Source organism: Chromobacterium rhizoryzae, from assembly GCF_020544465.1.
Lineage (GTDB): Bacteria > Pseudomonadota > Gammaproteobacteria > Burkholderiales > Chromobacteriaceae > Chromobacterium.
The window spans coordinates 2,801,155-2,813,838 of sequence record NZ_CP066126.1 but is presented as its reverse complement, the minus strand read 5'-3'; the positions used below and the strand labels follow the sequence as shown (position 1 = coordinate 2,813,838).

Below are 12,684 nucleotides of genomic sequence, written 5' to 3'. Positions count from 1 at the left end.
GGGCGATGATATTCTTGTTTTAGAGTCACGGCTCTAAACAATCGTTCGGATACTGCTATCCTAAGGATAATACAATGAATGCCGCCGCCATGCCCATTTGCCGGGATGATCATCTGCAAGCGGAGTTTTCCCGCCTGTACCGCCTTAGCCGGGCTTCAGCGTTTCCGCCGCTGGAGCAGCGCCAGGATTGGCTCAAGCGCCTGGAGAGCATGTTGCAGGACAACCGCCAGGCTTTCGTCGACGCCATCAGCCAGGACTTCGGCCACCGCAGCGCGGTGGAAACCCGGCTGGCCGAGCTGTTTCCCTCGCTGGAGGCCATACGTTACGCGCGTCGGCGGCTGCGGCGCTGGATGCGGCCGGAACGGCGCGGGGTGTCTATGTGGTTCCAGCCGGCCGGCAACAGCGTGATGCCGCAGCCCTTGGGCGTCATCGGCGTGCTGGTGCCGTGGAACTATCCCTTGTTTCTGGCGCTGGGGCCGGTGGTGTCCGCCTTGGCGGCCGGCAACCGGGTGATGGTGAAGATGTCGGAATACACGCCGGCAACCGGCGCGCTGTTGCAGCGCCTGGCCGAGCGCTACCTGGGGCCGGAGGTGATGGTCGTGGTCAACGGCGACGCCGAACTGGCCCAGGACTTCAGCCGGCTGCCTTTCGACCACCTGTTCTTTACCGGCTCCACCGCGGTGGGCCGTCACGTCATGCGCGCGGCGGCGGAGAATCTGACGCCGGTGACCTTGGAGCTGGGCGGCAAATCGCCGGTCATCGTCGCCCGGGGCGCCGATCTGCGTCACGCGGCCGAGGCCATCGTCGCCGGCAAAATGCTGAACGCCGGCCAGACCTGCGTGGCGCCGGACTATGTGCTGGTCAACGATAAGGACCGCGCCGCTCTGCTGGAAGAGTTGCGCGGCGCGGCGCGGCGCGCCTATCCAACGCTGGCGGACAATCCCGATTACAGCGCCATCATCAACGAGCGTCATTGCCAGCGCCTGCTGCAATGGCTGGAGGAGGCGCGCGCGGCCGGGGCCGAGGTGGAGCAGATCAACCCGGCGGCGGAGGACTGGCGGCCCAGCCGCAAATTCCCGCTGACCCTGGTGCAGGGTTGTCCGGAAGACGCGACTTTGTTGCGGGAGGAGATTTTCGGGCCGATTCTGCCGGTGCTGAGTTACGACAAATTCGACGAGGCGCTGGCCTACGTCAACGTGCGGCCGCGGCCGCTGGCCTTGTATCTGTTCGACCGGGATGCGCTGCGCATAGAGAAAACCTTGCGCGAAACCGTGTCGGGCGGGGTGGCGATCAACGACATCGCCCTGCAGGTGGTGCAGGAGGATTTGCCTTTCGGCGGCGTCGGCCCGTCCGGGATGGGGCATTGTCACGCCAAGGAGGGCTTTATGGCCTTCTCCAAGCTCAAGCCGGTGTTCCGGCAAAGCCGCTGGGCCGGCACCGTCTTGACGCGCGCGCCTTACGGCGCCGGCGTGGAGCGGCTGTTGAAGTGGATGCTGCGCTGAGATGCTGAGCCGCCGCCAATTGCTCAAAACCGGTCTGGGCGGCGCCGCGGCCTTGGCGCTGGCCACCTTGTTGGCCTCGCCGCAGCCGGACGGCCCGGCCGAGGACTGGGCCAAGCCCTTGAAGCTGCGCGCCTTGACGCCGCGGGACGCCCAGTTGCTGGCGGCGATCGCCCCGGGCGTCCTGGGGGCGGGCGTCGCGCCGCCCGAGGACGTGGTGCGCGGCGTGGACCGCGCGGTGGCCGGCTTGCCGCCGGCGATGCGGGCCGAACTGCGTCAATTGCTGGATTTGCTCGGCAACCCCTGGGGGCGGCGCTGGATCGCCGGAGTGTCCGCGCCGTGGCGGCAGGCGTCGGTCGAGGACATCGAAGCCTTTCTGCGGCGCTGGCGCGGCAGCGTTTTTCCCTTGCTGCGCAGCGGCTATCAGGCCCTGCACCAATTGCTGAACGCGGCCTGGTACGGCAATCCGGCCAGTTGGCCGGCGCTGGGCTATCGGCAGCCGGCGGCGGTGATGGAGATGCTGCCGTGAGCCGCGCGACGATACCCGATCCGGTGGCCGCCGGCGTCGTCGCGGGCTGGAAGGCGCTGGACGGCGCGAGCCTGCCCGATCTGGAGCTGCGGGCCGATGTGGTCATCGTCGGCAGCGGCGCCGGCGGAGGCATGGCGGCCGAGCAATTGGCCGCGGCCGGGTTGGACGTGCTGCTGTTGGAGGAGGGCGGCCTGTACAGCTCGCGCGATTTTCGTCTGTTGGAAGCCAAGGCCTACCCGGAGCTGTATCAGGAGTCCGCCTGTCGCAAAACGGCGGACAAGGGGATTTCCATCCTGCAGGGCCGGGCCGTGGGCGGGAGCACCGTGGTCAACTGGACCAGTTCCTTCCGCACGCCGCCGGACACGCTGAACTGGTGGCGGGAGCGCCACCGTTTGAGCGGCGTGGGCGAGGAGGCGATGCGGCCCTGGTTTGAGCAAGCCGAGGCGCGGCTGGGCATCGCCGACTGGCTGCCGGACCCGAACCCCAACAACGCGGTGCTGGCCCGCGGCTGCGCGGCCTTGGGCATCGCCCATGCGCGCATCCGCCGCAATGTGCGCGGCTGTTGGAACCTGGGTTATTGCGGCATGGGCTGCCCCACCAACGCCAAGCAGTCCATGCTGGTGACGGCGATTCCCGCCGCGCTGGAGCATGGCGCCAGGCTGATCAGCCGGGCGCGGGTGGATCGTTTGCGCGCCAATGCCGCCAGAACCCGGCTGGAAGGGCTGGAAGGACGTTTTCTGGCGGCGGACGGGGTGGGGGAAACCGGGCGCCGCTTCAAGGTGAGGGCGGCTCAGGTGGTGCTGGCCGCCGGCGCCATCGGTTCGCCGGCCATCCTGCTGCGCAGCGGCCTGATCGATCCGGGCGGCCATACCGGGACGCGGACCTTTCTGCACCCGGTGCTGCTGTCGGCGGCCTTGATGCCGGAACCGGTGGAGCCGTTCAACGGCGCGCCGCAGACGGTGTACAGCGATCACTTCATGCATGTTCACGCGCTGGACGGCCCCTTGGGCTACAAGCTGGAGGTGCCGCCCATCCATCCCTTGCTGGCCGGCATCACCTTTCCCGGCTTCGGCGCGGCGCAGCCGGCCTTGCTGCGGCGCTTGCCGCATCTGCACGCGACGCTGGCCTTGTTGCGCGACGGTTTTCACCCGGAAAGCCGCGGCGGCCAGGTGCGCTTGCGCGGCGATGGTTCGCCGGAGCTGGACTATCCCTTGAACGAGGTCTTGTGGGAGGGCGCGCGCCGCGCCTGGTTGAGCATGGCCGAGATCCAGTTCGCGGCCGGCGCCAGGCAGGTGCTGACGGTGCATGAGCAGGCCGGCCTGGCCCGCAGCTGGGGCGAGGCCCGGAGCATGATTGCGGGGCTGACGCTCAAGCCCTTGCTGGCCAAGGTGGTCAGCGCTCATGTGATGGGGGGCTTGGCGATGTCGGGCGACGCCGAGTCCGGGGTGGTGGACGAATGGGGGCGGCATTGGCAACTGGACAATCTGACCGTGGTGGACGGTTCGGTGTTTCCCAGCAGCGTGGGGGCCAATCCGCAGCTGTCCATTTACGCCTTCGCCCTGCGCGCGGTGGCGGCCTTGCGGCAGCGGATGCAGGGCGTAAAAACCTGAGAGGCCATGGCGCGAGGGCGACAAAAAAGGGACCGCGGAGGTCCCTTTTGCATCAGGCTGTCAGGCAGCGTCGAATCAGGCGAAGTTCTTGGCGACGAAGTCCCAGTTCACCAGCTTCCAGAAGCTGTCCAGATAGTTCGGGCGGCTGTTGCGGTAATCGATATAATACGCGTGCTCCCACACATCACAGGTCAGCAGCGGCTTCTTGTCGGTGGTCAGCGGGGTGGCGGCGTTGCTGGTGGATACCAGGTCCAGCGAGCCGTCGGTGTTCTTCACCAGCCAGGCCCAGCCGGAACCGAAGGTGCCGATGGCGGTTTGGGTGAAGGCTTTCTTGAATTCGTCGTGGGAACCCCATTTGGCGTTGATGGCGTCGGCCAGCGCGCCGGTGGGCTTGCGCTCTTCGCCGGCGTTGGGGGCGAAGCCCAGCCAGTAGAAGGTGTGGTTCCAAACTTGGGCCGCGTTGTTGAAGATGCCGCCGGAGGATTTCTTCACGATCTCTTCCAGGGAGGCGTTTTCAAACTCGGTGCCCTTGACCAGGTTGTTCAGGTTGGTGATGTAGGTCTGATGATGCTTGCCGTAGTGGAATTCCAGGGTTTCCTTGGAAATGTGCGGGGCAAGCGCGTCCAGCGCGTACGGCAGTTCCGGCAGTTTGTGTTCCATTATGCTCTCCTTGTTGAGAAAGTAAGCCGCATAAGCGGATGCTTTAGCCGCAAGTTTACTGGATTAAGCCGCTGGTCGCCAATAGTTGACTAAAAAAGTAAAGTAAGGATGAACGCCATTGCAGTATGATGTTATTGTCATTGGAGCCGGCGCCGCCGGCCTGATGTGCGCGGCCACCGCGGGCCAGCGCGGCCGGCGCGTGCTCTTGCTGGACCATGCGCGCAAGCTGGCCGAGAAGATCCGCATTTCCGGCGGCGGCCGCTGCAATTTCACCAATCTCCACGCCCGTTTCGACTGTTATCTGTCGGCCAATCCGCATTTTTGCCGTTCGGCGCTGGCGCAGTACACGCCGCAGGATTTCATCGCCATGGTCGAGCGTCACGGCATCGGCTATCACGAGAAAAAGCTGGGCCAGCTGTTCTGCGACGACGGCAGCGAACGCATCATCGCCATGCTGGACGAGGAGTGCCGGCTGGGCGGGGTGGACCGGCGCATGGAGGCGCAGGTTCTGCGGGTGAGCCGGGACGCGGACGGTTTCGCGCTGGAGACCGGCGCCGGCGTTTTTCGCGCGGCGTCGCTGGTGGTGGCGACCGGCGGTTTGTCCATCCCGCAGATCGGCGCGACGCCGTTCGGCTACCAGTTGGCCGAACAGTTCGGCCTGGAGCTGACGCCGCTGACGCCGGCCCTGGTGCCGCTGACCTTTCACGTGGAGGACGCGGAAGCGTTCGCGCCGCTGGCCGGCGTGTCTTTGGAAGTGGAAGCGCGCGCCGGCAAGGGGCGCTTCCGCGAGAACGTGTTGTTCACTCACAAGGGCGTGTCCGGCCCGGCCATTCTGCAAGTGTCGTCCTATTGGCAGCCGGGCATGACGCTGGAACTGGACCTGCTGCCGGACGCGGACGCCGCGGCCTGGCTGGAGCAAAAGGCCGGCAGCGAGCAGCTTATCGCCAACGCGCTGGCCGAGTTCGGCTGGCCCAAGCGCTTCGCCGAGGCCTGGCTTGAGCGCGAGGGCTGCAATAAGCGGCTGAAGGACTTGTCGCCCAAGCAGCGTCAGCAGCTGGCCGAGCGCTTGCACGGCTGGCGGGTCAAACCCAACGGCACCCAAGGCTATAAAAAGGCCGAGGTGACGCTGGGCGGGGTGTCGACCAAGGCGCTGTCGTCCAAGACCATGATGGCCAACGCGGTGCCCGGCCTGTTCTTCATCGGCGAGGTGGTGGACGTCACCGGCTGGCTGGGCGGCTACAATTTCCAGTGGGCCTGGTCGTCAGGCTATGTGGCCGGGATGCATTGCTGATCTTGGAGCCTGTTTATGATCTCGCGAGCAAGGGCGAGACAAGGCGAAAACGGCTGAAAAAGCGGAGTGTACATACGGTACATGAGCATTTTGGAGATGTTTTCAACGCCGTATCGCCGACGCGTAGCAGATCGTAAACAGGTTCTTAGTCCGCCGCCAGGAACCACACGTTCTGGATCTTGCCGTCGATGATTTCATAGACGGCCGCCACTTCGAAGGGCTGTTCGGCCACGCCGCTAACGCGTTCGTGGTCGATTACCTTGTTGCCGAACTCGATGCGTTTGACCAGTTCGGCGTGCAGGTCCGGCAAGTTGAAGCGCTGGCCGGCGTAGAAATCTCTCAGGGCGGCTTTGCCGCGCAGGCTGGGCTCCGCGCCGGGCAGCCGGTACACCGTCACGTCGTCGGCGTAGACGGCGAGAAAGGGCTCCAGCTGGCGTTGGTTGTAAGCGTCGAGTTGTCTTTGGACGAGGGCGGTGGGCGTCATGGCGGCTCCAGATGAACGAAGCTTCGATGCTGGGGCCGCGCGGGGCGCTTGTCAACGCATGCTCAGCGAGTGGCGGTTTCGGGTTAAAATCGGGTTTTGCCTGATCCAGGCTTGCTTCATTCGCGCGGCCAGGCCGCGCCATCACTCCGAGTCTACATGACTGAATCGTACGAGAATTTTGACAGCGAGATGGCGGCGATCCGCACGCCGCCTCATTCGATCGAAGCCGAGCAATCGGTGCTGGGCGGCTTGTTGCTGGACAACAGCGCCTGGGACAAGATCGCCGACGTGGTGTCCGAGGCGGACTTTTACCGCCATGACCACCGGCTGATCTACAAGCACGTGGCCAGGCTGGTGGAACTGGCGCGTCCGGCCGACGTGGTCACCGTTTCCGAAAGCCTGGACAAGAACGGCGAACTGGGCAATATCGGCGGCCTGTCCTATCTGGCCACGCTGGCGCAGAACACGCCGTCCGCCGCCAATATCCGCCGCTACGCCGAGATCGTGCGCGAGCGCTCCATCATGCGCCAGCTGGCGCTGGTGGGCACCGAGATCGCCGAGGCCGCCTACGCGCCGATGGGGCGCGACGCCTCGCAGCTGCTGGACGAGGCCGAGGGCAAGGTGTTCCAGATCGCCGAATCCACCGCCAAGTCCAAGCAGGGTTTCCTGGAGATGCCGGGCCTGTTGAAAGAGGTGGTGGAGCGCATCGACATGCTCTACAGCCGGGAGAACCCGGACGAGGTCACCGGCGTGCCCACCGGCTTCATTGATCTGGACGCCAAGACCTCGGGCCTGCAAGCGGGCGATCTGATCATCGTCGCCGGACGTCCGTCCATGGGCAAGACCGCGTTCTCGATGAATATCGCCGAGCATGTGGCGGTGGAGCAGCATCTGCCGGTGGCGGTGTTCTCGATGGAGATGGGCGGCACGCAGCTGGTGATGCGTATGCTGGGTTCGGTGGGGCGGCTGGATCAGCACACGTTGCGTACCGGCAAGCTGGGCGACGATGACTGGCAGAAGCTGACTTACGCGATAGGCAAGCTGTCCGAGGCGCCGATGTACATCGACGAAACCGCTGCGCTGACCGCGCTGGAAGTGCGCGCGCGCGCGCGCCGTCTGGCGCGCCAGCACGGCGGCAAGCTGGGTCTGATCGTGATCGACTACTTGCAGCTGATGTCGGGCTCGGGCCGCGGCGACAACCGCACCGCCGAGCTGGGCGAGATTTCGCGCGGCCTGAAAGGCCTGGCCAAGGAGCTGCAGGTGCCGGTGATCGCGCTGTCCCAGCTGTCGCGGGCGGTGGAGCAGCGTCCCAACAAGCGGCCGATGATGTCGGACTTGCGGGAATCCGGCGCCATCGAGCAGGATGCCGACTTGATCGTCTTCATGTACCGGGAAGAGTATTACAACCCGGAGAACCAGGAAGTGAAGGGCCTGGCCGAGGCCATCATCGGCAAGCACCGTAACGGTCCCACCGGCGCGGTGCGGCTGGCCTTCGTCGGCAAGTACGCCAAGTTCGACAACGCCGCCACGCTGGGCGTCAGCGGTTGGGCGGACAGCGACTCCTAAGAACCTGTTACGATCTGCTGCGCGTCGGCGATACGGCGTTGAAAATGGTTTCGAAATGCTCATGTACCGTCTGTACACTCCGCTTTCTCAACCGTTTTCGCCTTGTCTCGCCTTAGCTCGCGAGATCGTAAACACGTTCTAAGATGGTTCTGTGAGCATACGAGGCATTTCATGAGCTTTTTCGACAAGCATGTATTCATCTGCTGTAATCAGCGCGCCGGCTGCGAGGATTGCTGCAATAATCACGGCGCCAGCGAACTGCTGGGCTATATGAAGGACAAGGTCAAGGTCCTGGGCCTGGCCGGCGAGGGCAAGATCCGCGTCAACAAGGCGGGCTGTCTTGGGCGCTGCGACGACGGCCCGGTGATGGTGGTGTATCCGGAGGAGACCTGGTACACCTTCGTCGACAAGGAAGACATCGACGAAATCGTCGCCGAGCACATGGTGGGCGGGCGCGTGGTGGAAAGGTTGAAGATCTGATGTTGAAGGCGATGAACAAGCAAGTGGTGGCCGGGCCCGCCGGCGGTCTGGAAACCATCGTGGTGGCGGCCCAGGCCGAGGCGCGCGGCATTGCGGTGATCTGCCATCCCAACCCGCTGCAAGGCGGCACCAACACCAACAAGGTGGTGCAGACCGCGGCCAAGGCCTTGTCGCAGCTGGGCTATGTCTGCTACTGCCCGAATCTGCGCGGCGTGGGCGACAGCGAGGGACAGCACGATTACGGCCTCGGCGAGGTGGAGGACGTGATCGCCGTGGTGGAACACGCGCGCCGCGAGCAGGGCGATCTGCCGCTGGCGCTGGCCGGTTTTTCCTTCGGCGGCTTCGTCGCGGCGCGCACCCGCGCGCGCATAGCGTCGGACAAATTGCTGCTGATGGGCGTGGCGGTGGGCAAGTACGAAACGCCGACGCCGGAGGTGCCGGCCGATGCGCTGGTGATTCACGGCGAGGAGGACGAGGTGATTCCGCTGTCCGCGGTGATGGCATGGGCGCGGCCGCAAGGTTTGCCGGTGGTGGTGTTTCCCGGCGCCGGCCATTTCTTCCATGGCCGCCTGGTGCAGCTGGCGCAGACGATTCAGCGCTGTTGGTAGGGCGTCGTCAGGCCCTGGCGCAAAAAAACCGGTCATCCATGCGATGGCCGGTTTTTTTATCAGCGGTGCAGTTCGCCCGCGGCTTCTGGCTGGTAGGTGACTTCCAGCACCTTCAGGCGGATGCTGCCGGCCGGCGTCGGCCAATCTATGCTCTGTCCGGCGGAGAGGCCGAGCAGCGCGGCGCCGATGGGCGCCAGCACCGAGATCTTGCCTTGTTCGCTGTCCGCTTCGCGTGGGTAGACCAGGGTCAGGGTTTTTTCCTGGGCGTCGTCCAGCTTGACCCGCGCGCAGCTGTTCATGGTGATGATGCCGGCGGGCATGGCGGCGGGCTCCACCACATCGGCGCGCTCCAGCTCGGCTTCCAGCGCGGCCGCGGTGGGGTGGCCGCTCTCGCAATCCTCCAGCAGCGCGGCGAGGCGCTCATAGTCCAGAGAGGACACCGTGATGGCCGGGCTTGTCGACATATGCAACTCCTTCAGATAGACAAAGGGCACCACAGGGTGCCCGATGATTTAGTGCGCGAAAAGCGTGTGTGCCAATGATATCGCTTGTAACCGCGTGTAACAAGGCTTGGCGGCGCAATCGCCGCTAATACTGGGCTTTGGGCCGGGGGGGGGCCGGCCTCGCGCTTCAGCCCAGCAGGGACAGCGCCGCGCGCGGGCCGACATTGGCCTGGGCCTGGGTGGCGAGGCCGGTTTGCCCCAGGATCTGTTTGGCCGCCAGCTGCGCCGTCGCGGCGGCGAAGTCGGTGTCGCTGATCCGGCTATTGGCGGCGGCGGTGTTGACCGAGGCGGTTTGCAGATTGTTGATGCTGGCCTCGAAACGGTTGCTGATCGAGCCCAGCGTGCTGCGGGTGTTGGCCAGGGTGTTCAGATCGGCGTTGGTGCTTTGCTGCGCGGCCAGCGCGCCGGCCTGGGTGCTGATGTCTATGGTGCCGGTGGCGTTCAGATTGGCGTTGTAGCTGTTGAGCCCGCCGCTGGCCGGCGCGGCGGACAGATTGACGCCGGAGATGTTCACCTGGTTGTCCGCGCTGCCGTTGGGGCCCACCTGGAAGGTGGTGGAGGCGTTGCTGTTCAGCAGCGGGGTGCCGTTGAATTCGGTGCTTTGCACGATGGCGGAATTGGCCTGGGTCAGCTGGTCCACCTGCTGTTGCAGCGCCTGGCGGTTGCTGGCGCTGAGCGCGCCGTTGCCGGCCTGGATCGCCAGCTCCTGGATTTGCTGGGTATTGCTTTGCAGCTGATTGAGCGCGCCGTCGGCGGTTTGCGCCAGCGAGATGCCGTCGTTGGCGTTGTTGATCGCCTGATTGTTGCCGTTGATCTGGGCCAGCAGCGCTTCGGAAATGGCGGCGTTGGCCGGATTGTTGGCGGCGTTGTTGGTGGTCTTGCCGGCCGAGAGTTGAGCCAGCAGCTTGTCTTTGGCTTTCTGGGTCTGGTTCAGCTGGTTCTGCCCCTGCAGCGCGCTCAGATTGCTATTGATGGTCAGTGCCATGGCCGGCTCCCGCTGGATGTGGTTTCACTTCTTCAGTGTAAGAAAGCGCGCGGGGCAGGGCAAGCCGGGTTTTGGGTAAAGTCGCGTCGCGGCGGATGGCGCGGGCATGGGCGTGAAAAAGCCCGGCGGCGCCGGGCTGGGGATGCGTTTCCGGCTTATTTGCCGGGCTTGGGCGGCGTGCCCGCGGACTGGGTCAGGATCTCGTAGCCGCTGTCGGTGACCAGCACGGTGTGCTCCCATTGCGCGGACAGGCTGCGGTCCTTGGTGACCACGGTCCAGCCGTCGCCCAGCATGCGCAGGTGGCGCTTGCCCTGGTTGATCATGGGCTCGATGGTGAAGATCATGCCGGCCTGCAGTTCCAGCCCGGTGCCGGGGCGGCCGTAGTGCAGCACTTGCGGCTCTTCGTGGAATTTGGTGCCGATGCCGTGGCCGCAGAATTCCTGCACCACGCTGTAGCCGGAGTTTTCCGCGTGCTGCTGGATGGCGTAGCCGATATCGCCCAGCGTGGCGCCCGGCTTGACCTTGTCGATGCCGCGCCACATGCATTCGTAAGTGATGCGGGACAGGCGGCGGGCGTGTTCGCTAACGTTGCCGACGTGGTACATGCGGCTGGTGTCGCCGTGGTAGCCGTCCTTGATCACGGTGACATCCAGATTCATGATGTCGCCGCTCTTCAGGGGCTTGTCGTTCGGGATGCCGTGGCAGATCACGTGGTTGACCGAGGTGCACACGGATTTGGGGTAGGGATTGTGGCCGTCCGGCGCGTAGTTCAGCGGCGCCGGGATCGCGCCCTGCTCATTGACGATGTAGTCGTGGCACAGCTTGTCGATGGCTTCGGTGGTGACGCCGGGCTTGATGAAGGGGGTGATGTAGTCGAGGACTTCCGACGCCAGGCGGCCGGCGATCCGCATCTTTTCGATGTCTTGGGCGTTTTTCAGTTGGATGCTCATGGGATTCTGGTGATGTGCGTGTCTGCGGCTAATGAGACGTATTCTAGCAAAAACGCCCCCGGCCCGGCAGTGCTTGTCGGGCCGGGGGCGCGTCGTCGTTCAAATCAGGCGCATCTTGAACTGCTTGCCCTTGATCTTGCCGGCGGACAGGCGCTCCAGCGCCTGCTCGGCGATGGCGCGGTCCAGCGCGACGAAGCTGGCGAATTCGAAGATGCTGATCTTGCCGATCTGGGCGCCGCTAAAGCCGGCGTCGCCGGTCAGCGCGCCGAGGATGTCGCCGGGGCGCAGTTTTTCGCGCTTGCCGCCGGCGATTTCCAGCGTGACCATCGGCGGCAGCAGCGGGCCGCCAGGGGCCGGGGTCAGCTGTTCCAGCTTGGCCCAGGTCAGCGGCGCCTGCTGATAGCTTTCGATCAGCGCCAGCCGCTTGTCGTCGTTGTCGGCGGTCAGGGTCAGCGCCAGGCCCATCGCCTCGCCGCGGCCGGTGCGGCCGATGCGGTGGATGTGGATTTCCGGATCATGGGTGACGTCGACGTTGATCACCAAGTCCAGTTCCTTGATGTCCAGGCCACGCGCGGCGACATCGGTGGCCACCAGCACGGTGGCGCTCTTGTTGGCGAAGCGCAGCAGGATCTGGTCGCGTTCGCGCTGCTCCAGGTCGCCGTACAGCGCCAGCGCGCTGAAGCCGCGCGCCTGCAGGTCTCGCACCAGTTCCTTGCAGCGTTCCTTGGTGTTGCAGAAGGCCAGCGCGGACGTCGGGCGCAGGTGCCGCAGGATGGTGGTGACGGTTTCCAGCCGCTGTTCCGGCTTGATCTTGTAGAACCATTGTTCGATGCGTTCGCCGCTGTGCAGCGATTCCACCTGGATTTCCTGCGGCCGGCGCATGAACTGGGCGCTGATCTTGCGGATATTTTCCGGATAGGTGGCGGAGAACATCAGGGTCTGGCGCTGGCGCGGGCAGGCGCGCACGATGCCGACGATTTCCTCGATGAAGCCCATGTCCACCATGCGGTCCGCCTCGTCCAGCACCAGGGTGCCGACGCCGGACAGATTCAGCGAGCCGCGGAACAGGTGATCCTGCAGCCGGCCGGGGGTCCCCACCACGATGTGGGCGCCGTGTTCCAGCGAGCCGATTTGCGGGCCCATCGGGCTGCCGCCGGTCAGGGTAACCACTTTGACATTGTCTATGCTGCGCGCCAGCCGGCGGATTTCCTGCGCTACCTGGTCGGCCAGCTCACGGGTGGGGCAGAGCACCAGCGCTTGCACGCCGAACCAGCGCGGGTTCAAGCGCGCTAGGATGCCGAGTCCAAAAGCCGCTGTCTTGCCGCTGCCGGTCTTGGCCTGGGCGATCAGGTCCTGGCCGTCCAGAATGGCCGGCAGGCTGGCCGCCTGGATGGCGGTCATGCTGTGGTAGCCCAGGCTGTCCAGATTGGATAAGAGGGCGGCGGACAGGGGCAGGGTGGAGAAAGCGGCTTTTTTCACAATGACTTGGCGTATTACGGTATCGGGCTGCGAGTGTAAC

13 protein-coding genes are annotated in these 12,684 nt (G+C 65.1%); 7 read left to right on the top strand and 6 right to left on the bottom strand.

The genetic code is table 11. The features are described 5' to 3' along the window. Positions 1-74 precede the first annotated feature (74 nt). From JC616_RS12745 to JC616_RS12735, 3 genes are read left to right on the top strand one after another with little or no spacing between them, the layout of a single operon-like run. Positions 75-1,502: a coniferyl aldehyde dehydrogenase gene (locus JC616_RS12745; protein ID WP_227103384.1), complete on the top strand. Its 1,428-nt coding sequence runs from the start codon at positions 75-77 to the stop codon at positions 1,500-1,502. Position 1,503: 1 nt separating this feature from the next. Beyond that, positions 1,504-2,028 carry a twin-arginine translocation signal domain-containing protein gene (locus tag JC616_RS12740; protein WP_227103382.1) on the top strand — a complete coding sequence of 175 codons (525 nt, stop codon included), beginning with the start codon at positions 1,504-1,506 and terminating at the stop codon, positions 2,026-2,028. Next, on the top strand, positions 2,025-3,638 hold the full coding sequence (locus tag JC616_RS12735) for a GMC family oxidoreductase (protein ID WP_227103380.1): 1,614 nt from the start codon (positions 2,025-2,027) through the stop codon (positions 3,636-3,638). Before JC616_RS12740 ends, JC616_RS12735 begins: the two co-directional genes overlap by 4 nt. A 75-nt stretch (positions 3,639-3,713) precedes the next feature. On the opposite strand, the gene JC616_RS12730 is transcribed toward JC616_RS12735, so the two are convergent. Then, the gene (locus JC616_RS12730) at positions 3,714-4,298 is read right to left on the bottom strand and encodes a superoxide dismutase (RefSeq protein ID WP_107798836.1); all 585 of its coding nucleotides are present in this window, start codon (positions 4,296-4,298) and stop codon (positions 3,714-3,716) included. A 118-nt stretch (positions 4,299-4,416) separates the two neighbouring features. Between JC616_RS12730 and JC616_RS12725 the strand changes: the two genes are divergently transcribed. Continuing rightward, positions 4,417-5,589, top strand: coding sequence for a BaiN/RdsA family NAD(P)/FAD-dependent oxidoreductase (locus tag JC616_RS12725; protein WP_107798837.1), 1,173 nt, complete (start codon positions 4,417-4,419; stop codon positions 5,587-5,589). Between the two features lie 145 nt (positions 5,590-5,734). Here JC616_RS12725 and JC616_RS12720 read toward each other — a convergent pair whose 3' ends face one another. Beyond that, on the bottom strand, positions 5,735-6,073 hold the full coding sequence (locus JC616_RS12720) for a nuclear transport factor 2 family protein (protein WP_107798838.1): 339 nt from the start codon (positions 6,071-6,073) through the stop codon (positions 5,735-5,737). Between the two features lie 156 nt (positions 6,074-6,229). On the opposite strand from JC616_RS12720, the gene dnaB reads away from it, so the two are divergent. From dnaB to JC616_RS12705, 3 genes are all read left to right on the top strand, one after another. Then, complete coding sequence (gene dnaB, locus JC616_RS12715) at positions 6,230-7,639, top strand: replicative DNA helicase (RefSeq protein WP_107798839.1); 1,410 nt, start codon at positions 6,230-6,232, stop codon at positions 7,637-7,639. A 171-nt stretch (positions 7,640-7,810) separates the two neighbouring features. Continuing rightward, a complete protein-coding gene (locus JC616_RS12710) occupies positions 7,811-8,119 on the top strand; it encodes a (2Fe-2S) ferredoxin domain-containing protein (RefSeq protein WP_227103378.1) in 309 nt (102 codons plus the stop codon). Next, complete coding sequence (locus JC616_RS12705; protein WP_227103376.1) at positions 8,119-8,727, top strand: alpha/beta hydrolase; 609 nt, start codon at positions 8,119-8,121, stop codon at positions 8,725-8,727. The genes JC616_RS12710 and JC616_RS12705 overlap by 1 nt, the downstream gene beginning before the upstream one ends. Positions 8,728-8,786: 59 nt before the next feature. Here JC616_RS12705 and rnk read toward each other — a convergent pair whose 3' ends face one another. From rnk to dbpA, 4 genes are all read right to left on the bottom strand, one after another. Next, positions 8,787-9,191, bottom strand: coding sequence for a nucleoside diphosphate kinase regulator (gene rnk / locus JC616_RS12700; RefSeq protein WP_107798842.1), 405 nt, complete (start codon positions 9,189-9,191; stop codon positions 8,787-8,789). A gap of 166 nt (positions 9,192-9,357) precedes the next feature. Beyond that, entirely contained in the window at positions 9,358-10,215 is an 858-nt protein-coding gene (locus JC616_RS12695; RefSeq protein WP_227103374.1) for a flagellin N-terminal helical domain-containing protein, read from the bottom strand. Positions 10,216-10,370: 155 nt separating this feature from the next. Then, the gene (gene map / locus JC616_RS12690) at positions 10,371-11,165 is read right to left on the bottom strand and encodes a type I methionyl aminopeptidase (protein ID WP_048415481.1); all 795 of its coding nucleotides are present in this window, start codon (positions 11,163-11,165) and stop codon (positions 10,371-10,373) included. 99 nt (positions 11,166-11,264) lie between these two features. Further along, positions 11,265-12,644, bottom strand: coding sequence for an ATP-dependent RNA helicase DbpA (gene dbpA / locus JC616_RS12685; RefSeq protein WP_107801722.1), 1,380 nt, complete (start codon positions 12,642-12,644; stop codon positions 11,265-11,267). Positions 12,645-12,684 lie beyond the last annotated feature (40 nt).

Coding starts and splice junctions, on each gene's coding strand:
- JC616_RS12695 (WP_227103374.1), bottom strand. CDS start 10,215: ATGGCACTGACCATCAATAGCAATCTGAGCGCGCTGCAGGGGCAGAAC.
- JC616_RS12740 (WP_227103382.1), top strand. CDS start 1,504: ATGCTGAGCCGCCGCCAATTGCTCAAAACCGGTCTGGGCGGCGCCGCG.
- JC616_RS12720 (WP_107798838.1), bottom strand. CDS start 6,073: ATGACGCCCACCGCCCTCGTCCAAAGACAACTCGACGCTTACAACCAA.
- JC616_RS12710 (WP_227103378.1), top strand. CDS start 7,811: ATGAGCTTTTTCGACAAGCATGTATTCATCTGCTGTAATCAGCGCGCC.
- dnaB (WP_107798839.1), top strand. CDS start 6,230: ATGACTGAATCGTACGAGAATTTTGACAGCGAGATGGCGGCGATCCGC.
- JC616_RS12745 (WP_227103384.1), top strand. CDS start 75: ATGAATGCCGCCGCCATGCCCATTTGCCGGGATGATCATCTGCAAGCG.
- rnk (WP_107798842.1), bottom strand. CDS start 9,191: ATGTCGACAAGCCCGGCCATCACGGTGTCCTCTCTGGACTATGAGCGC.
- JC616_RS12705 (WP_227103376.1), top strand. CDS start 8,119: ATGTTGAAGGCGATGAACAAGCAAGTGGTGGCCGGGCCCGCCGGCGGT.
- map (WP_048415481.1), bottom strand. CDS start 11,165: ATGAGCATCCAACTGAAAAACGCCCAAGACATCGAAAAGATGCGGATC.
- JC616_RS12730 (WP_107798836.1), bottom strand. CDS start 4,298: ATGGAACACAAACTGCCGGAACTGCCGTACGCGCTGGACGCGCTTGCC.